The sequence below is a fragment of the Pedobacter sp. genome, assembly GCF_965249885.1.
Classification (GTDB): Bacteria; Bacteroidota; Bacteroidia; order Sphingobacteriales; family Sphingobacteriaceae; genus Pedobacter.
This window is the reverse complement of record NZ_OZ252254.1, coordinates 4,012,586-4,034,508: the sequence shown is the minus strand read 5'-3', so window position 1 is coordinate 4,034,508 and position 21,923 is coordinate 4,012,586. Positions and strand designations below refer to the sequence as shown.

Genomic DNA, 21,923 nt, shown 5'->3' with positions numbered 1-21,923 from the left:
ATATCCTCTCAACATTGAGCAACCAAAACGCATTAAACTATTTCTTTCTCATTGATCGAAAACACACTGCATTAAAACCGTTACAACTACAACCTATAGCTCTATTTAGGGAAATTAAGTCTATATTTACCTCTTTAGGAAAAAGATGAATTTACTTGCAGCCGAATCGACCGAACAGTTCCTCTCTGGCGGGGGGGAAATGGGGAAATTGATCCGAACGATGGACTGGTCGAAAACTCCACTGGGACCTATAGAAAGCTGGCCCCAGAGTTTAAGAACTTCGGTGAGCCTCTGTCTTTCCTCTACCTTCCCTATTTTAATTGCTTGGGGACCAGAAACCATCCAAATTTACAACGATAGTTACAGACCGATATGCGGAGCAATGCATCCCGCGTCAATGGGAATGAACTTTCGTGTTTGTTGGGAATCAGCATTAGAAGTAGTTGGCGATAAATTTACCCGCGGCCAGCAAGGTGAGGGAACTTACATTCACGATCAGCGGATGTTTTTACAGCGCTATGGCTATTTGGAAGAAGCATTTATGACTTTTTCTTTTGCTCCTATTAGAGATGAAAGCGGCGGCGTTGGCGGCATATTTCATCCAATTACGGAAACAACTGATAAGATGCTCAGTGCCCGTCGCACTCAAGTGCTTAGGGAACTTGGAGCAGCAATTGGTAAGGCAAAAAGCATCGAAGACATTGCTTCGGAAACTCAAGATAAATATCAAGAGTTTTTGATTGACTTACCTTTTATTCTTCTCTATAAATATGAAGCAACTGAAGAGAGCGCCAGATTAATTGGCAGCGCCGGTACGGAACAGGCTTGTCAATTAGCAGTATCATCAATAGATTTATCTCAAAACAATAATGGCGATTGGCCGCTTAAGCAACTAATCGGTAAGAAGGAGGCGCTTGTTGTTACCGACTTAGAGGATAGATTTGGGGAGTTTTCTTGCGAACCCTATCCAGAAACACCACACTCAGCCGTACTTGTTCCTATCCATATTCCGGGCCAAGAAACACCTTTTGGTTTTTTGGTAGCCGGAGTTAGCGCAAGACGTGCACTTGATCAAGCTTATTTAGGTTTTTACGATTTGCTTGGCAACACCTACAATACAGCAGTTTCCAATGTGTATGCCTACGAACAAGAACAAAAGCGAGCGGAAGCGCTAGCAGCAATAGATCGATCTAAAACAGCATTTTTCAGTAATGTAAGTCATGAATTCCGCACTCCTTTAACGCTAATGTTGGGACCTTTGGAAGATTTGCAAGCTGCACAATCTTTGCCCGATTCCATGCGTGATTCAGTTGATTCTGCTCACCGAAATGCTATTCGCCTGCTAAAATTGGTAAATAACTTATTGGATTATAGCAGAGTTGAAGCGGGACGCATCCAAGCCAGTTATCAGCCTTTAAATTTAACGGAGCTTACCACAGATTTAGCTAGTAGTTTCAGATCGATCATTGAAAAAGCAGAGATGAAGCTGGTGGTTGATTGCCAGTGTATTGACGGCCAAGCTTATGTTGACAGACAAATGTGGGAAAAGATTGTACTGAATCTTTTGTCTAACGCTTTTAAATATACTTTGCAAGGTAGTATCGAAGTCAAATTGTTCCAAAGGGACCAAAAATTGATCTTACAAATAGCCGACACAGGTGTAGGTATTCCAGAAAAAGAGCTCCCGCACATGTTCGAACGATTTCATAGGGTACAAAACTCTGCCGGACGTACACACGAGGGTACCGGCATTGGACTATCACTGGTTAACGAGTTAGTGCAATTACACGGTGGTAAAATCAGTGTAGAGAGCACAAAAGATATCGGAAGCACCTTTACCGTTGAAATACCTCTGGGTAAGGCACATCTTCCACAAGAACAAGTTTTAGAAACAATTGATATCGCTGGTTCTGCCGACCTAAGAGGTGCGTTTTTAAATGAGGCGACAAGTTTATTACACAATAGCTCAAGTGAACAGCACGAAAGCATATCCAAAATTGAGCACGAAAAAACTGAAGATTCCGAAGAACTTAAATTATTAGTAGTTGATGACAACCGTGACATGCGGGAATATCTGGTACGTTTGCTATCTCCTCATTTCACTGTGTTTACTGCAGAAAACGGTGAGCAAGCCCTTGAACGGGTAACTGAGCTAAAACCACATTTGGTATTGAGCGATGTGATGATGCCGGTAATGGATGGCAAGCAGTTCTTACGCGAGCTTAGGTCAAGAGAAGAAATTTTTAGCACACCGGTAATATTGCTATCAGCCAGAGCTGGTGAAGAATCCAAAATTGATGGATTTGAATCAGGTGCCGACGACTATTTAGTAAAACCTTTCTCTGCCGTTGAGCTAATCACTAAAATTAAAGCTCAGTTAAAAATTAGCGCTACGAGGGGCAAAACCGAAGCACATTTACGTAGTGTATTTATCGAAGCTCCGGTAGCCATTGCTATCTATCGCGGTCCCGAACATATCATTGAACTAGCTAATGCTAGGATGCTTGAATATTGGGGTCGTACTGCTGTAGAAGTGACCAATAAAAGTCTTTTTAAAGCCTTGCCAGAACTTGATCGGCAGGGCTTTAGAGAAATCATGGACAAGGTATATTCCACTGGAGAACGTTTCATATCTGGAGAATTAGCAGTTCAGCTGCTGCGCTACGGCCAGATGGAAACCATTTACATTAATTTAACGGTAGAACCCCTTAGAGATGAACAAGGCAGAATCAACGGAATGATGGCTGTTGCTTCCGACATTAGTTCGCAAGTGAATGCCCGTAAGACGCTAGAGAAAGTCACTGGCACCTTGCAACTCGCAGTAGATACCGCTGGAATGGGTATTTGGAGGGCAAAAATCGATACTAACGAGCTTCATATATCCGATAACGCAAAACGTATACACGGCATACCTGATGATTTAGAGTTTAGCTACTACGAGGCCGCTGAGTTAATTGTGCCGGAAGATAAAGAACGTGTATTGGAAGCAATTGAAAAGGCAAATCAAACTAAAGGTTTTTTTAACGAAGATTACCGAATAAAAGTTTGGGGTACAGACCAATACAAGTGGTTGAACACTACCGGCAAGGTAGAGCTGGATGAAGCCGGCGAAGTTACTGGAACTATCGGAACCATACTTGATATCTCCGAACAGAAAGAGGATGACCAACGTAAAAACGACTTTATTGCGATGGTTAGCCACGAATTGAAAACCCCGCTTACTTCTATGAAAGGCTATGCGCAGCTCATGAAGCTTAAAGCGGATAAAAATGAAGACGATTTTACCGCAACAACTTCAACTAAGCTACTTGACCAAGTTGGTAAAATGAGTACACTTATCAATGGCTTCCTAAATGTATCGCGATTAGATTCAGGTAAAATACATTTGCAGCAAAGTACTTTTGACGCTAATGATTTAATGAGCGAAATTATTAGAGAAGTGAGTGCCTACGGACAACAGGGACATCAATTTGTATTTGAGCCTACTGATAAAGTTTTTCTAATTGCCGATCGTGATAAAATTGGAACAGTGTTGACCAATTTATTAGGAAATGCAGTGAAGTATTCTCCTGCTGGCTCAACAATAACCATGAGTTGTTTTCAAGCTGATGGAAATGTTTATTTCGGCGTTGCCGATCAAGGAAAAGGAATTGCAAAGGACGAATTAGCGAAGTTATTTGACAGATTTTTCAGGGTAGACAACAAAGACAACAAGCAGATCTCTGGTTTCGGAATTGGCCTTTATCTTTCTGCTGAAATTATCAAAAGACATGATGGAAAAATATGGGCCGAAAGCGAATTGGGCATTGGTTCAACCTTTCACGTATCTCTTCCATTAGCTAAGGAAGTTGAATTAAACTTACAGGTTTAATAAGCGACTTAAAACTATCTCAATTAGCCAATTCAAACTAAAAAAGCGCATCTAGTATAAAAACTTGATGCGCTTTAACTATCAAAATTGAAACGGTGTCGAATGGAAACTTAGATGTTGAACTTCAACCAGTCAGTGAAAAAGCAATACTGTAACACTCCTACGTAAAGTCAATTCATTTTCAATAATTTATCGTAACACTCGCGATAACCTGACAACTCCTTAGTCGTACTTTCATACATAAAAGGTCCTTGGTACTGAATAGCTTTTAAAGCATTAAAAATAGCTTTCCAATCGTTCTGTCCTTTACCATCGCATGGAAAGTAATGTCTTTCCGCCTGACCATCACCATCGGCTACGTGAAGTGTTTTAACTCTTTTACCTAATGCTAGCAACAGTGTTTCGGGCTCGGCAATATGATTTAAATCCACCGCAGCATAAACATCATCGGGTAATAACTTGAAAATAGCTAGACACTCTTCTACCGATCTCATTAGAGGTCGTTCTTGATTTCCCTTAGCTACCAAAAGCGCTGGACCCAACATATTTTCAACTACCATGGTGGATTTTATAGCTTTCACATCTTTATTCAATTCCCCCACAGATTTTATCAGCTGTTGGATATGTGCATCTCTTTGATTCAATGACAAATAGTAGCTAGGATGAAACAAGATAATTTTCGGTTTTAATACCGCCACGTACTTTAGCACCTGCTGATGAAAAGCAACAACTTTTTGTCTGCGAGCTTCATCTACAAACGAAATATCTATTTCTTTCCCGTAAGGCATATGAATCGACCATATTTCCACTCCAGTTTCAGTAGCAGCCTGCTTTAATTCACGCATTTTCTTCATCATTTCGGCATCATCCAAAGTGAAGGTCAACGAGTCTTTGTTGATGTATGGTGTAAGTCCAGTTTCAACACAATCAATGCCAGCATCGCTAAGCTGCTGTAATTTCTTTTTAGTTAATGAATTAGCGCCAATTGAAATACCAACTTTATACTTTTGCGCATACGCTGTAGTCACAAATAAAAGAACCGTAAATGGTATTAAAATTAACTTTCGAAGTTTGAACATGTGTTTTTGCTTAGCTATAATCATTTAATAAATAAAGCAGTTTCCACTTTACGCTGCCCATAGTGATCAAATTTCTTGTTATCCGTTGGATAGTTAACAATTCCGTTAGGCACCTGACCATTGATCCACATCATGGTAGAACCTCCACCATCTATATTCATGGCAGATTTTGGATTGAAGTAGCGCACCAAAAAGCTCGTTAATTCCTTTGCAGACATTCCCTTAGCCGAAGCATTTCTGCCGTCGACGGTAATGAGAAGTAATTTTCCATCTTTAGTGACCGCAACGGCTGTACGTGGATGGCGTACACCTTGGTGCTTCAGGTAATGTTCGTAATGCAGTTTTTTAAGATCCAATTTTAAGCCAGTAGTATCTGCAAATGTTAAACCAACAGGTTGATAATTATCAATTAGCATAGGCGCTCCAGTAATGATATTTTCCGACTTTACTTTGGCAAAATCTGTTGGGGAAAATTGTATATCGAATTGCGTTCCTTCGTTATTAAAAGTCATCATACCTTGGTGTTTCCACCAGTAAATGCTGGTTCTGGGCACTTTCACCTGCTGGATATCCACTCCTTTTAAACGCAAATGCATGTAGTCGGCTGAATCCTTCTTTTCAATAAAATAAGTGGCATTTATACCTGCAACTGCACCAGAAATCTTGTTAGCAAAATCAGAAAGCGAATCCTTTTCTTTGTTATAAACCAGTACCGCTTTGCCTAATTTGGCTTTGGGATCGAAGCTTACTACATTTACGTTTTGGTTGGCAAATTCCGAATCAGTTGCGGAATTGAAATGGTACCAGATCACATCCCTTCTAAGCGTATCAATTTTCCAATCCTTCCGATCCAAAAGTTCAGCAGTATTTGAACTCGCTTGCCTTTTTTGAGCTGTACAACCGAGAGCCAATGCACTTAAACAAATCAACAGCCCACTTTTAATATTCCTCATTTTATTATTTATTTATCTAATGGTAATTAACTCATTACTTTAAAACTGTCCGTAAAATAAAAGAGCTACCCTTCGTGTAAGGGTAGTCTTCTGCCTGAGAACGTGTTAACATCGTTAACCAATTATTTCCACTTTTAATTCCGAACTAGCAATTTAACGGCTTCTTTTGAAACGCCAGTGTTCATCATTAAAACATATATTCCATTTTGTAAATTAACAGGGATTGAAATGCTATTGCTACCATTTACTAAAGTGTGCTGTAGAGTAACCATTTTCTTTCCACCAATATCGTACAAAGCAAGATTTGCATTTCCTTTGGTTGCAGCTTGAACACTTATCGTCAATAATGATGAGCTATAGTTTGCCGAGAGCTTTGTAAATTCATCTACTTTAAAATCAACTACTTTCATCTCCGAAGATGAGCTACCTCCATCAAAATCAACTTGTTTAAGCTGGTAATAATTAATTCCGGCATAAGGCATTTTATCTACTGCATTATAGTGATTTAACTGATTGCTATTTCCTGCCCCATTCACACTAGCCACAGCTTTCCAATTTTTTCCATCGGCAGATTTTATCACTTCGAAATGTGAATTGTCTTTTTCAGTGGCCGTTGACCAATTGATTAGCACCGAATTAAAGCTTTTTTTCGCTTCAAATTTTGTGAGTACCACAGGTAATGGAGCAACGTAAGTTGAAGTTCCAGTAATAAACAAGGCGTCATCATAACCATTTTTAGACCTGCCAATGGCAAAAGTGCCCGTTCCCACCCCAGCGGTAAAACCCCAAACGTATAGTCTGAAAGTAACTTCTTGATTGCTTTGCAACTGCTGTAATGCGGTAACGCCCGACAAGCTCACGCTTGGCTGATCCAATCCTTCGGTGTAATTATTCACGAATTCATCGTCAGCACTGCCTAGTGGAGTAAAATTAGTTCCATCTAAACTGTACATCCATCTGAATGAAGATTTCGCTCCACCGTTAGAACTTCTTCTCATTTTAGCATATAAGTTAGTTAAGGCCAAAGTGTAATTTGCTTTGGGTTTCACTTTAAATTCGAGGTAGCTGTTGCCGTCAATAGCTGCCTGTTTGTCTGGCGTTAATACTTGTGGAATTGAAGAAAAACCTCTTACTAATTCGTATTCTTTTAAACCTGCTCCCCTCGCTATGGATGTACTTTCCATGCCAATAGTGGTAGTAGCATCATAGCTTAGCTCGTTACCGGCTGCATTGCCGCCGCTGTTAGAAGTTGCAAACTGCCAGCCCAACAATACTTTCTCATTACTTAGTTCGTCTTCTAATACATCGCCATTTAGTACAACACTATTGCTATTATTCACACCGTAAGGCCCTAAGCCAAAAGTTGATGTTACTGTGGTTGCTCCCCAGAAATACAGACGTAAATACACTTTCTTACTAAATCCTATATTTTGTAGTGCTGCAATCTGCGACAAATCAATTGGTGCTTGTTGAAATCCATTACTTAATGTTGGTCCGTTGGTAAAAGTAATATCTGTTGTAGTGATTGCCACTGGCGCACCTTTAACTCCATTTTCTTCCACTACATACATCCATGCTCCTGTTTTTGGCGCCGCAGTTGATGATCTTCTAACTACATATTCTAGACTGTTTAATGCCACCTTTTTGCCAGGCTTAGTGTTTACCTCAAATTCGAAATAATCTTCGTTTGAAATAGCCATAGCTTTAGTAGTGCTCATAGTGGGATTTTTAACTTGGTCTTTCACAGCGCCCAAGCCTTTTGATAAACCATTGGCTTTAAATCCTGTTCCTCTCAGTAAAGTAGCATTAAATAAACCACCAGTGGTAGTTGTAGATAGGAAACTTGCCTCGGATCCCGTAGTGTTTAAGGTATTGAAATTCCAAGCAAGCAATTGCAGCGTTGGCGTAACGGTATTGAAAGCACTGAAGTAAGTATCATACGCACTAAACAGCGGTGAATTAATCAAGGTTACTAAAACTTCATTGTTGGTTTTTAATGCACCATCGGTATAGTTATGTGTTCCAGTTATGATAACCTTCGCATTCGATTGCCCATTCCAAGTACCTTCAATTAGCATCATTTTAGCGTGGATGTTAAACACCGCCTGACCATCGATAGAAAGATTAAAAATACGAACTGTAGCTCCTAAAGCTTTCAGTTGGTTGAGCTTGGCTTTTGTTTGTGTACCAGCAGCATCTTTAGCAAAAACTTCGATAGTTGCACCTTGGTTACGCAGAGCGATTAATTTATCAACGATAGCTGGGCGGGAATCTGTCCAATCCGACATGGCTACTCTAATTTTTGCATTGGCAACATCCGTAATAGCATTCAAGCTTTCCAAAATATTGTCATTGCCATCATGTACGCCAGCAACTATCCGAGGAAAAAATGCCAATTTGGTATTGATACTAGGAAAATCATGTGCAGTGTAGGTAAAATTTAGACGCATTCCCGAGGCTGCATACTGTTTCATCACATTCCAATTACTTAAAAAAGCTTGGTAAATATCAGCTTCATTAAAGATAAGCGCATCTTGAATTTTACCCATATCTGAAGTAGTGAAATTATGGGAAGTTTGAAAAGTAACATTAGCAACCAATCCAGTTGTTGTAGTTATCCCCGAAAATAACACATGTTTATGGTGATTGATTGCATTTGAACTTACGTCGTTGGTTGTGACTACGATCTCTGAGTTGGTGAGATTAGCTTGGAGCCAAGGCAAAGAAGTAGCATTGGTTGTCTGCGGATCTGATCTACTCATATCTACGATGATATGTAGATTAACACCCCTAGTTTCAGCATTTTTTAAAGCATCCATTAGAGGCTGATAGGTAATCATATAAATAGACATGTGAATACTTTGACCGGCAGGCGTATTATCTACCAAGGCAATCAACCTATTCATAATTGTTGGCGATGATCCACCTTTGGCAATGGTTGGCACATCGGTAAATACTGCTTCCGGGAAAGAGATGCTCACCTGTGCCGTACTTTCTATACCAAAGAGTATAAGTACCGCTAAGAGCAAAAACCCGTTAATTCTTAGTAAAAGTTTTTTCATATAACGTTTGTTTAACTATGCATGACCTTTGCACTTACGAAGCGGCAAAAAGCCATGCAATTGGTTTTAGTTTTGTTTTTTTAAAAGTTTTTTAGGCAAAGCAGTCCCAGTTTTCCGAGTAGGGAAACATCAACTTACGTGAATTAGCGGTGTTAATTCCCTTTAACGACCTCGAAATAAATTAAATGTGTTACGGGCGGTTCGTCATGCTGATTCATTTCAACATCAGTTTGTAGGTCGCTTTTTTAAAATCATATCTTACGACAAATTTTCTAACTCACTTTAATTCACTTATAATTCAGTAGTGGATTGATTACTGGGAGTCTACTTCATCAGCTCCCAGTAATTTGGTAGCATTAAGGTTTCTTCACTTTTACAATTTTCCTAATGCGATTGTTGCTCATGTCAGCAATGAAGATATTGCCATCGTCATCTACCGTAACATCTGTTGGATTGTTGAATTGTGAAACTCCCGGTTTACCTTCCGCAAAGCCAACAACACCATTACCGGCAATAGTAATTACACTTCCTTGTGGTGTGATCATTCTCACAGAACTATTGTTCAACTCGGTAACATAAATATTGTTATGCTTATCTGCATGTATGCCAAACGGATGGTTAAATGTCGCTTTTAATGCCTCATCATCTTTAAATCCAGCGGCACCTGTACCTGCAATAGTGGTGGTTTTACCTGTATTTGGATTTATTTTTCGAATAGCATTGTTATACCTATCGGCCACTAACAACATCCCATCTCTGTCTAAACAGATGCCCGAAGGTCTATTTAACCTTACATTTGGCCAAAAACCATCGATTAGCGCATTTTGGGAAGGACCAGCGCCTACTAACGTAGTTACGGTACCGTCAGGCTTGATTTTTCTGATGGCACTGTTATTGGCATCTGCCACGTACACGTTACCGCTGTTATCCACTACTGCATCAATTGGCACGTTAAATCTGGCAGCAGTACTGGCTCCGTCAAGAAATCCGGTAGTTACCGTAGCGCCTGTTGGGCCTGCAAACGTAGAAACCAAGTTTGCTGCTACGTCAATTTTTCTAATTCTTGCCCCACCGTTATCTACCGCGTAAATGATGCCTACTTTATCAACCGCAACTTTGTACGGATTGTTAAACTTAGCGACGTCCAAGGTCCCATTTACGGTACCAGCTCCCTTAATTCCAGAAACCAACTCTACCTGCGTGCCGTTTTTCTTAATTCTTTTGATGATTTGATTTCCCCTATCCGCCAGAATTAAATCTCCAGTACTTTCATCAAGGGCTACTCCTTCCAAGGTACTAAACTGTGCATCTAACAATGGTCCTAAGGTATTACCAGAAATACCCGAACCTGCGTAAGTTGAGGTGACGTATTCGAAATCAGCGGCGGCATCTGCTGCTCCGTAGGTAAATATTGGCCCTTTAGAGGTTTTACCATTCACGGTAATAGTTACATTTCCAGTACTGCCATTTGCTGGCACTACTACCGTCAGTTCACTGTCGGTTGCCGAAACTATTTCAGCGGTAACGCCAGAAAACTTAATAATGTTTTCCGCTGGTGTTGTTGAAAAACGTTTACCCTTGATCGTTACATTTTGATTGGCCATTGCCACCGCAGGCACAATACTTGAAATAGAAGGATTAGTAGGTGCGCTATCCGATTCGCTTTTTTTACAGGCAGCAATTACCAAGGCAAAGGCCAGCAAAATATATAATATCTTTTTCATGTGTAAAGAATTAATAGTGTTAATCGACATTTTGATAAACTTTAAAATCATCTATGTTTAGTAAACCATTTTTCACCACTGCGCCATTAGGTCCTAAGCCTAGCTTATTAATTCTAAACCTAACTGCTCCGCGAAGATTTAATGCAAACGATGCTTCCTTTGCAAGCACTGCATCGCTAGTAAGGGTTTCGCCAGTTTGCAACCAAGTGAGACCACCATCCTGAGAATACTCTAGTTTAAAACTACTTGCTACTGCAGTTCCAGATTGAGGTGTGGCCGCGGCATAAGAAAATGTCAATTGCGACGCACCGTTAGGTAAATCAAAATCCATTTCTAAATAAGCAGCCTCGGTTAGTTGCTCTTGCAGCCTAATTGCCTGTTTACCTAAAGGATTGAATTTATCGAGATTAACCCGATCGCCAATTACAGCTTGATAAAGTCGCCAAGTTCCAGTTTTAAACGTTACTTTGTTATTTATTGCCGGCATCAAAAATTGTGATTTAGCACTTGCTGGTGCCAATTCAAAATCTTCTGGAAAATTTAAATACACCGATCCAGTTTGATTAAATACTGCTTTTTCATTAGGCATTTTAAAAAGCAATTTTGCCGTATTGTAATAATTGGAGGTAGCGTTGTAATACGTGGGAATCCCGATAAAAGAAGCTACCATTGGCACAAAACTTTGAGCAAAATTGGCATTGGCGCTTGTACTTAAGAACAAAGAGATGCTAAGATTTTCACTTAACCTGTATTCACCTCCAAAAACCTCGCCTCCAACTAAGTCAGGAATGGTAACATTATTTAACTGAATTAACGTACTTTCTCTTGTATAAAACTGCGAAAACAATTGTGTTGGCGTTAACACGATAGGCTTAAGCGTATGATTTGAAGAAACCTTGGTTACTTTTGATAGATTTAAATTGCCTCCTTTAATCTTCATCACACCACTTTCCCTTGTTAATACGCAGTTTTCAATTTCAACTTTTACAGAATCTCCATAGTTGATTGTGGTGTTTGCATCGTTAAGTTTAATTACTAAACCAGCTGTAACGCCCTTGTTAGTGTTTTGTAAGACAAACTCTTTGGGATCGAAATTACCACTGTTTCTATCCGAAATTACTATACCCGCTATTTGGGTAGCATTCATGAGTTTTTCTTTAACAAGGTTGATGTCATCGCCATTGTGCAATGCCTTAACGAAACCAATACCCACTACTGGACTTACCGTACCAACAGCTTCGTTTTCGTTCTTTTTACACGATGCCATAAACAGCGTTGCTAAGGCTATTGCTAAATATATTTTTATGTTATTTTTCATTTTCAATTTAACCTATTTGTTCCACCACACTTTAGTTTTCATATCGTCGGCACCCATATTTGCTACCGCCGCCAGATAATTTTGCTGGTTTACCCTTTGTACATTTACTGGATATTTTAAGCGAGTTGGCATGATACGATCATTTTGTAATCCAAAACCTTGCGGTAATTTCGGGAAGCCAGTTCTGCGATGTTCTATCCAAGATTGGAAATCAGTAAAGAATAGCGTATAGTACTTCTGCAGCATGATCTTTTGCAGTTTCAAATCATTATCATCGTTGCTATACCATTGAGCGCTGGAATCGGTTAAGTAACCAGTAGGCACCGTAAGCCCCCACATAGTTATGGCAGCGGTTACACCTGCTTCGTAATACGCTTTGGGGTCGCCAGCAGGAATGTAACCTTTTAAAGCACATTCGGCCAAAATGAACTGCAGCTCTGGGTAATTAATGATGTTACCCAAAAGTGGCTCTGTCATCAAACTCTTATTATACTGCGATTGCGGTGCAGGAATTTGTCCCACTGGATAGCCGCTTTGTATACCCACAAATGCATTGTCTTTTTTAGTGGCCCATTTGTCGCGGCGTGGATCGTTCCACTCGTTAAGGTTATCAATAAAAAATTCGCCCAAACTATTGTTCACCCAAAAATCTAAATCGCGGTACTCCGCAAATTCCGATAAGTAAGGCGCCGTAGTTTGAAATTTTAAAATGGCAGAGTCGCTATTGCTTGTGAAAATCGGATAATTAGTTTTTTTAGTATCCACTACTTCCGCAATTTTGTTAGCAATATTAAGTTCGCCAGTGCCTGAAGCCCTTAATAACAATCTTAAATAAAGACTATTACCGAACTTTCTCCATTTTGCTAAATCGCCGGCGTAAATCGGATCTAATTTAGCTTCGGTTTCTGTCAGTGACGCTACTTTGAACAATTCATTAGCTTGCTCCAACTTTTTAAACAAGTCTTCGTAAATGTCCCTCTGCTTATCAAAACGAGGTTGTAAAATGCCTTCTCTTCCTTTGGTGGCGTCAAAATAAGGTACATCGCCATACACATCGGTAATTAAAGAAGATACCCAGGCATCTAACACCAAAGAAATACCCATAAAAGCATTGCTATTGATGGCATCTCCGCCTTTATAAATATCTCTGATGTTGGTTAGTTGCAAGTACCAGTTGTTCCACATGTAATCAGATTCCAGTGGTCTTATCACGTAACGATGGATCTCGTCGCCGTCGTTTAGGGTAACATGCACCTGCATCAATTCGTGTGTTAACCTTAAACATCGGTTGAGATTCCTCTTCAGTACATCGTGTACTGCCGGTCCCAATAAAGTTTCTGGAGTGGTAAATTTTGCGCCATCTTTGCTTGTATTTAGTTCACTAAAATCTTTGGTACAAGAAACTAAACTTGCGGTAATGGCTAATGCTGCTATAATTTTTTTCATCACTAATGCTCGTTAAAAGGTAAATGAAAGGTTTACGCCAAAATTTCTGGTAGAAGGAAACTGCCCTACCTCAAAGCCCCTTTGGATATCACTATTGCCCAAGGTTCCAAACTCTGGATCATAAGCTGGCCAATCGCTCCAAACGAAAAGATCCCGACCGTAAACACCGACTACAGCCTTTTGAAATTTGATTTTCTTCAAGAATTTGGGATTGAAGGTATAATCCAACCTCAGCTCTCTCAATTTGATAAAATCGGTACTGAAGGTATTAGCTTCTACGTTATCCGCCTTAAAATGCTCGTTATAATAAGTCCCTATCTCTTCTGCTACTACATCGTTTGGTCTAAAAGTTCCATCGGCATTACGTTGTACGCCTTTACCAATAATACCCGTGTATCTTCCGGGTAAGCTGTTGGTTAATTTACCCGCCACCGAGGCCGCCGCATGGGTGTGCGAATAGGCAACAGCACCGTATTGACCATCAACCAAAACTTTTAAGCGCCACTGCTTGTAGCGGAAATTATTCACCACACCCCAGTTAAAATCTGGCGTAGCTCTACCTAAATAAAATGCTTCTTCGGTTAACACCGGATAACCTTGGGAGTTGTAGATGATTTGTCCGTCGGGACTACGAGAATAGCCTAAGCCGTACAAATCGCCCATGCGGCCACCAACCCTAGCTTCCATTGAACCTCGTGGTCCAGTTTGCATCACGTAATTGTCAACGCTGTCTGCAAGGGAAACAATTTTATTTCTGTTGGCAGCAAAGGTTACCGACACGTCCCAATTCAAACCTTTTACTGATTTAAGCGGCACGCCGTTTAAGGCAACCTCTACTCCTTTATTTTGCACCAAACCAGAATTCATTACACTATAATTGTAACCTGTAGCTCTATCTAGTGGCACATTTAAAATCTGATTTTTGATGTTACTTCTGTAATAAGTTACATCTAAGCCTAACCTACTTTTAAACAAGCGAATGTCCGTACCAAACTCCAAGGTGCTTGATAATTCATTTTGCAAATCTTCGTTAGCAATAAAAGTTGGGTTAGCCATACCTGATGAGTAAGCTGCCTTTGAGATATAATTATATCCTGTTAAGTAAGGGGTTACTCCACCACCGCCAACCTGCGACCAAGATGCTCTTAATTTAAAGAACGAAATCGCTTTTGGCAGGCTAAACATTTCCGACACCAAACCACTTAAATTAACTGAAGGATAAAAAAACGAAACGTTTTCTGTAGAAAATTCTGAGGCTAGTACCGATGCCCAGTCATTACGGCCCGTGATATCTAAAAAGAGATAGTTTTTATAGGCAAACTGCGCTAAACCATATAAACTATTTACGGCATACTCGGTAGTTTTCGAATTGGCTTCTACCCTATCTTGTACGTTGGCAAAAGTATAGATACCTGGATACCTTAGCCTGTCGGCACTTAACGATACCATTTTGTATTTATTGATCATCAAAGATCCGCCTCCCGAATAAGAAGCTTCAATATCTCTTCCGATCTTATGTTTGTAGTTCAGCAAGAAATCTGTATTGGTCTCCTTTTGATCGATATCTTGTGTGCGGAACATGCCTTCTGGAAATCTGGCGGCATCTTTCGGCTTTTGTTGGGCTCTACTGTCTGCTGCCCAATCTATCGAACTTCTAACCATCAGGTTGAGGTTTTTCGTAAACTCATAATTAGCGCTAATGGTACCAATCAGTTGGTTTCTGTTGCTTTTGTTCAACATTTCGTAAACAGCCAAATACACATTATCTAAGCCATTAGCAAAAGGTCTGATTTGCTTTAGTCCTTCGCTACCAGGAATCCAATATTGTTTGTACCAATTGATGTCTGCATTTGGCACTAAACCAATCATACTGTACATTACTGTCTGATTATTGTAACCGGTAGAAGGTAAATTATCGCTGTATTTGTTATTGTAGCTCAACTTTGTTGATATCATCAACTTATCGTTTACTTTTTGCGATACATTTAAAGCAATGGTGTTTCTATTGTAACCTGTGTTAGGCACAATCCACTTGTTATTTAAGTTGGTGAAACTTAAGCGTGCTGTTGTTTTGGCATTGCCGCCACTTACCGACAAACTATTGGTATAAGTTTGAGACACTTCGAAATAATCTTTCCTGTTGTTTTTGTAAGGCACCCAAGGCGTTCTTTCCGTACCCCTATTTAACAAATTTGGATCCCACTGATAATACTCTTGACCATCGAACTTTGGCCCCCAAGCGCCACCGGTGTTTTTAGTATTTGCACCGTCTTCTGTAGCTCCCCATGAATAATATGCATCGCTACCAATGGCGCCTTGACCGTATTCGTACTGAAAATCTGGCCAACGGTTTATTGTACCAAAAACTGCGTTTGAATTAAAGGAAATACCTAGCCCCTTTTGACTTTCTTTTCCCGACTTGGTAGTGATGATGATAGCCCCGTTTGATCCTCTTGAACCATATAACGCAGCTGCGCCCGGTCCCTTTAGTACTGATACACTTTCAATATCTTCCGGGTTCAGATCACTTATTCCATTACCATGATCCACTGGATTTTCACTCCCTAAATAAGCGCCGTTACCTTCCGAAATTTTAGAACTCACCACCACACCATCAACAACAATAAGTGCAGAGTTATCGCCACTTAGCGAACTTTCTCCCCTTAAAATAATTTTGTTGGAACCAGCTGGGCCACCTCCAGATTTGATCATATTCAAACCTGCTACTTTTCCAATTAGGGCATCTGTCCAGTTGTTTGACAAAGCATCTGTCAGCTCCTCTCCTTTAACCTGCGTAACCGAATAACCTAAGGATTTTTCCTCTCTTTTAATACCTAATGCGGTCACCACCACCTCATTCAAAGCCTCTACATTTTCCTTTAGCTGCACTTTTAGGGTAGTTTGATTACCCACAGTTACTTCCGTGGTTTGAAAACCTAAGAAAGTAAATACCAAAACTGCATTTCCATTTGGCACATTAATGCTAAATTTTCCATCCATATTGGTGAGCTCTACTACCTTTGTACCTTTTATAGTGACAGAAACATTCGGAATACCTAAATTATCCTTATCAACTACGGTTCCTGTTATGCGTATTTGCTTTTGATTTTGTTTTCTTTCTACGATAACTACCGTATTTCCGTTTAATGTAAAGCTTAACGGCTGGTTCTCTAAAGCTTTATTTAAAGCCTCAATCAAACTGACATTTTTTACCGATACATTAATGTTATTAATCTTGGAGATCATACCAGAATTATAAATGAAATTATAACCTGTTTGCTTTTCTAACTCGGCGAGTATTACTTCTAGTTTAGTGTTGGTTTTGTTTAGGGTTATTTGTGCAAATGAATTTGCACTGGCCAATTGTAAGCCAATGGCAGTCAATAAAACAAGTAGGAGTTTCATTACGAGCAATATTTTTTTGGGCACGTAGAAAACTCTACGTAGTAAAGAAGTATAATTTTTATACATTTGAAATACGGGTTTAATTAATCTGTCTCTTCTCGTTTCAGTTTAGTTACCTCGAAGCATTTGCTTCACAATCGGGAGAGGGTCCAAGCTCTCTCGATTTTTTTTGTAACCGTTTTTAATGATTATTGCATTACGGTTACCCTCCTTCCTTCCATTTTAAATTTCACCGTTCCCGTTAATTCTAAGCTGCTCAACAATTCTTTAAGCGAGCTACTTTTCAGATATTTCCCACCAAATTCTTCTTTGGTTAAGTCCCCTTGATAATCCACTTCTATGTGGTACCAACGGCTTATTTCTTTCATAATTTCTTGAATAGGTTCATTCCTAAAGATAAAATAGCCGCTTCTCCAAGCCATCACATCGTCTTCGTTAAAGCCATTTTGGCTCAATTTACTTTCACTTAACACAGCCTGCTGCCCAGGTAGAAGTAATAAACTTTTAGCTTGATGATTTGCTTTGATCGACCCTTCTAGCAAACTAGCTTTAACTAACTGGTCATCGTTATAAGCGGAAACGTTAAAGTGCGTACCTAACACTTGCACGGTCATGCCTTTCGCCGTTAACAGAAATGGTTGTTTCTCGTTATGTGCAACTTCAAAATAAGCTTCGCCGGAAAGTTCAACCTGCCTATTTGCGCCCTTAAAAACCGCTGGAAATTTCAGTGTAGTTTTAGCATTAAGCCAAACCTTTGTACCATCGGATAACACGACTTGATAATTACTACCAACAGGAGTTGAAATGGTGTTATAGGCCAATGCGCCATCATCAATAGCTTTGCTGAGGTCATAAACTAATTGTCCTTCTTTATTTTTAGTTATGATGATGTTGTCGTCTGTACCAACTTTCCCCAACGCAACTTCCTCTAAAGCAACCTTCTTACCGCTGGAAAGCGTTAATGTAACGTGATTATCTATTTGTGCAGTTGGAGCAACTTGATTTGCAAGCTGAATTTGAGGCTTATTAGCATTTGAAAACAGATAAATGGCCAAGCCAATACCACAGCTTAACAATACTGTAGCGGCAACGTAATACCATTTATTATGTAAACGAATATTTCTTGTATTTACCGAACCATCGGCTATTGATTTTTTAAAACGCGGATGATTAGTAATGTTATGATATGAAGTATCGTCTATTTTTGCCGACGAACTAACATTTTCCCAAGTATTCTTTAACTCGGCATCAATTATTTCGTCATTGTCAGGTTGCTGCATTAAACTTGCGAGTTCTTCAAGTTCTCGTTCGTTAATTTTATTATCAACCAGCAATTGTAAAAGAAATTGCAGTCTATTATTTTTCAAGTTTGATTTGGTTTTTACGTTGCAAATTGCAGCGTCATACAAGGAATACGTTTATAGGGAAGCTTAGGACTAGTCTAATTTCTATTTTTTTAATAAAAAATCGCAAAACACTGATAAACAGATAAATAATTTAATAAAAAAACATACTGAAGATATATAGCAAAAAAATAATCTCTTGATTATCAAAACAAGTCTTTAATTTTTTAACTGCTACAATAAGATGATTTTTTACTGTATTTCTGGACAGGCCCAGACGTTCTGCGATTTCATCGTATGAAAGACCTTCGACACGACTTAATTTAAAAACGAGTTGTTGCTGCTTGGGCAATTCGCTGATTGCTTTATCCGCAAATGATAACATATCGGCAAAAATGACCTCATTTTCTGTATCATTATGTTGAGCTGCTATGCTGGTCAACAAGTTTTCTCTAAGTTTTTTCGAACTTACAACTTTCCTTAATTGATCTACAATTTGACGTTTCGCAATTGTAAAAAGATAGGGTTCTAAAGCTCTGTCGCCATCAAATTTTCGTCGATTTTCCCAGAGCGAAAGAAACGTTTCCTGAACAATCTCCTCGCACTGCATGTGATCCTTCAAAAAACTATATGCAAAAGCGTAAATCTTTGAACTGTATAGCACATAAATTTCTTTAAAAGCAGCTTCATTTCCTTCACGAAATTCGCTTAGCTGTGCTGCACTTAATTTAAGAAATGGATGCATCTGATGACAACAACATTATTTACTCGGTATTTCGTTTGCTTTCATTAAAACACAAAACCGACTTAGTAAAAGTAACAAAAAGAAACAAGGTTACAAATCAATCATCGTCTAAAATAATATGATTACGAAAAATTTGAATTCCTGATCGCAAAAGAGCAAATGAGATATTAAGAAAACGTTAAATACATATTATGGTACAAAGTTCTTTACAGCATTGTAGGCAAAACGCACAGGCAACCTTCCATAAAGATGCGTATGAATTTAGATAGACATACCTATCAAATGAAACGCGATCCAATTTCTAACAGCAGCGTGTTGTTTGTTTACAATTAAGGCTCGAAAGAGAAAAGGTAGTGAAGTTATGCAAAATGACTTGGTTGCGGTTTAGCAGCAAAGACAGCATGCTAATGCGCACGTGGAATATTGAATAAGCTAGGTTCTGGTGATTGACCCTTGGCTCACACTGCAAGATATTTAATCGGCGTTATCAATATCCCAAAATAAAAAAACCCTTCTGAAAAAATTCCGAAGGGTTCTTACTTTATTAGTCGGGGTGGCAGGATTCGAACCTACGACCTCCACATCCCAAATGTGGCGCGATACCGGGCTACGCTACACCCCGATGGTGGTATCACCTTTGTTTTGCGGAGAGGGCGGGATTCGAACCCGCGGTACCGTTACCAGTACGACAGTTTAGCAAACTGTTCCTTTCGGCCTCTCAGGCACCTCTCCTTTCGATCAGCATTGCTGCGTTTCGAGGTTGCAAATATAGCAATTCATTGATGTTTGCAAAAAAAAATTACACTGTTTTTGGATAATCTATTCGAACGTGATAAATACTCATCAGCATCGTCTTGAATATCAACTTGATAGTTTCTAAATCTTTTAGCGTTAAATCGCAATTATCTAACTGATTTTGTTCTAATTTATAATCAATGATGCGTTCAACAAGGTCATTTATGCTTTGAGCATCCGGATTTTTTAAGCTTCTTGATGCCGCTTCAACGGAATCCGCCAACATTAAAACGCCAGTTTCTTTAGAAAAAGGTATAGGCCCAGGATAACGAAAAATATTTTCATCAATGAACTTTTCGGGAGAATTCTTAAGGAAAGATTGATAGAAATAATCTACCCTGGTGTTACCGTGGTGCGTTCTTATAAAATCGATCACCGACTCTGGAAGCTTGTTTTTTCTTGTGATTTCAATGCCTTTATGTACATGGCGGATAATGACCTGTGCACTTTGTTCGTAAGGCATTTTATCGTGGGGACTAACCCCAGTTTGATTTTCGATGAAGTACTGCGGGTTTTCCATCTTCCCAATATCATGATACAAAGCACCCGCCCTTACCAATAATGCATTTCCACCTATCTTGAAAATTGCAGCCTCAGCCAAATTAGCCACCTGAAGGGAATGCTGAAAAGTACCTGGCGCTTTAAATGCCAACTCTCTAAGCAATTTGTTGTTCGTATTCGTTAGCTCTATAAGTGCAACATCTGAAGTAATGCCAAATACTCTCTCAAAAGCATAAATTAAAGGATAAGCCAACAACGAAAGCAACACGCTGAAAACAAAAGGTAAAAAGTTGATCCATTCTATATCCGTTAAGGATCCTTCCCTTAATAAGGTGATACCTAAGAAAGAAATAAAATAAGCGCTTAAAATAAACGCTGCAGAGATCAACAGCTGCTCTCGCTTAACCAAATTTTTAATGCTATAAATGGCAACCATACCCGCTGTGGTTTGATAAAACACAAATTCGAAACTATTAGGCACAAAAAAGCCAGCAATTAAAATCACCAACAAATGTAGATTCAGCGCCAAGCGGGTGTCAAATAAAATGCGGATAATAATTGGAACGATACAAAACGGAATGAGATATAAGTTTGAAAGATTGAACTTAATTGCCCAAGTAAGCACCAGCAACATGGAAGTAATCACCAAAATAAGTAGCGACAGCTGTCGGTTATCTGCGTAAATATCCTTCCTAAAAAGAAATAAGAATACCATTAATAACGTAACAATAAACCCAACCAACAAAACTTGACCAAAAAACACCAGCTTATCATCTCCCACGGTTTTGGTTTGCGCATCATACGTTTCCCTAAATGACACTAACTTTTGGTACACTTCCTCGTCAATCACCGTTTCGTTAGCCACAATAAGCTCTCCTTTTTGCACCATACCTTTCGTTGTTGAGATACTTTTTAAGGCATTGGTTTGCACAGTGGCAGTTAGCGCTTCATCAAATTTGATATTGGGCTTAATGTGGCTCTCAGCTAGGTCGAACACTGTTTTCTTTATTCCTTCGTTATCGGATTTAAAATTCTCCTTCAGAAAAGTCAGCGCACTTTGCACCGTAAAAACATCTTGCGAATTTACTTTGGTAGAAACGTTATTCTTTAACAGAGAAAAATCATAATATCTTTCTTTCTTTTGATGCTTAGGATTTACATCAATGATACCTTTACTATAAACTATTTTAAGGATGTCTAACGAACGTTGACGGTTGGCTTCCTTTTCGGCATCATTTAACGTATTCGACTTCCATTTTACATCAAATTCACTTAAATACGCCTCGCTCTGATCTTTAAAAACATCCTCATTATATTGATAGATCGGAAGAATATTGTCTATGACTAGCTTTTTATCAGCAGCAATTTGTTGTGGTGTTTTTAAAATGGCAAAACTAAAAGGAGAAACCAAATCTTTATTTAACCAAGTTTTGCCTTTTTCAAATTCGTAGCGGAACCGCGGCTGCTTTGGTAAATAAAGTGTAATGACTAGTACGCAAACTACCATCATCACATATTTAAAGTTCGATGAATATTTGCGATACAGTATCTTGTGTGAGTTCTTTTTAATCTTTGCCAATTGTAATCTACATTAGTTTCTTTCAAAATTAACATTTATTTCGGCAATAGCCTAGAAGCTGAAATTTGCCAGTTAAAATTTATCCTACAAACTATTGGATAT

The 21,923-nt window shown here is 39.2% G+C and carries 11 protein-coding genes and 2 tRNA genes; 1 reads left to right on the top strand and 12 read right to left on the bottom strand.

Annotation, left to right across the window (positions count from 1 at the left end; genetic code table 11):
• Window positions 1-145 precede the first annotated feature (145 nt).
• A complete protein-coding gene (locus tag ACY2A0_RS16945) occupies window positions 146-3,871 on the top strand; it encodes an ATP-binding protein (protein WP_461790562.1) in 3,726 nt (1,241 codons plus the stop codon).
• Between the two features lie 170 nt (window positions 3,872-4,041).
• On the opposite strand, the gene ACY2A0_RS16940 is transcribed toward ACY2A0_RS16945, so the two are convergent.
• The 12 genes from ACY2A0_RS16940 to ACY2A0_RS16885 form a co-directional block, all read right to left on the bottom strand.
• Window positions 4,042-4,950, bottom strand: coding sequence for a sugar phosphate isomerase/epimerase family protein (locus tag ACY2A0_RS16940; protein WP_461790561.1), 909 nt, complete (start codon window positions 4,948-4,950; stop codon window positions 4,042-4,044).
• Between the two features lie 20 nt (window positions 4,951-4,970).
• Window positions 4,971-5,903 (bottom strand): phosphodiester glycosidase family protein, encoded by a 933-nt coding sequence (locus ACY2A0_RS16935; protein ID WP_461791711.1) that lies wholly within the window; start codon window positions 5,901-5,903, stop codon window positions 4,971-4,973.
• A gap of 134 nt (window positions 5,904-6,037) precedes the next feature.
• Entirely contained in the window at window positions 6,038-8,965 is a 2,928-nt protein-coding gene (locus ACY2A0_RS16930) for a phospholipase D-like domain-containing protein (RefSeq protein WP_461790559.1), read from the bottom strand.
• A gap of 356 nt (window positions 8,966-9,321) precedes the next feature.
• On the bottom strand, window positions 9,322-10,689 hold the full coding sequence (locus tag ACY2A0_RS16925) for an IPT/TIG domain-containing protein (RefSeq protein WP_461790558.1): 1,368 nt from the start codon (window positions 10,687-10,689) through the stop codon (window positions 9,322-9,324).
• Between the two features lie 19 nt (window positions 10,690-10,708).
• Window positions 10,709-12,007: a DUF5689 domain-containing protein gene (locus ACY2A0_RS16920; protein ID WP_461790557.1), complete on the bottom strand. Its 1,299-nt coding sequence runs from the start codon at window positions 12,005-12,007 to the stop codon at window positions 10,709-10,711.
• 12 nt (window positions 12,008-12,019) lie between these two features.
• Entirely contained in the window at window positions 12,020-13,453 is a 1,434-nt protein-coding gene (locus ACY2A0_RS16915; RefSeq protein WP_461790556.1) for a SusD/RagB family nutrient-binding outer membrane lipoprotein, read from the bottom strand.
• Between the two features lie 12 nt (window positions 13,454-13,465).
• On the bottom strand, window positions 13,466-16,858 hold the full coding sequence (locus tag ACY2A0_RS16910) for a SusC/RagA family TonB-linked outer membrane protein (RefSeq protein WP_461790555.1): 3,393 nt from the start codon (window positions 16,856-16,858) through the stop codon (window positions 13,466-13,468).
• A gap of 188 nt (window positions 16,859-17,046) precedes the next feature.
• Window positions 17,047-18,225 (bottom strand): FecR family protein, encoded by a 1,179-nt coding sequence (locus tag ACY2A0_RS16905; protein ID WP_461790554.1) that lies wholly within the window; start codon window positions 18,223-18,225, stop codon window positions 17,047-17,049.
• Window positions 18,226-18,355: 130 nt separating this feature from the next.
• Window positions 18,356-18,946 (bottom strand): RNA polymerase sigma factor, encoded by a 591-nt coding sequence (locus ACY2A0_RS16900; RefSeq protein ID WP_461790553.1) that lies wholly within the window; start codon window positions 18,944-18,946, stop codon window positions 18,356-18,358.
• Between the two features lie 548 nt (window positions 18,947-19,494).
• Window positions 19,495-19,568: transfer RNA gene (locus ACY2A0_RS16895), tRNA-Pro, on the bottom strand.
• A 23-nt stretch (window positions 19,569-19,591) separates the two neighbouring features.
• Window positions 19,592-19,678 (bottom strand) — tRNA-Ser (locus tag ACY2A0_RS16890).
• A gap of 67 nt (window positions 19,679-19,745) precedes the next feature.
• A complete protein-coding gene (locus tag ACY2A0_RS16885; RefSeq protein ID WP_461790552.1) occupies window positions 19,746-21,821 on the bottom strand; it encodes an HD family phosphohydrolase in 2,076 nt (691 codons plus the stop codon).
• Window positions 21,822-21,923 lie beyond the last annotated feature (102 nt).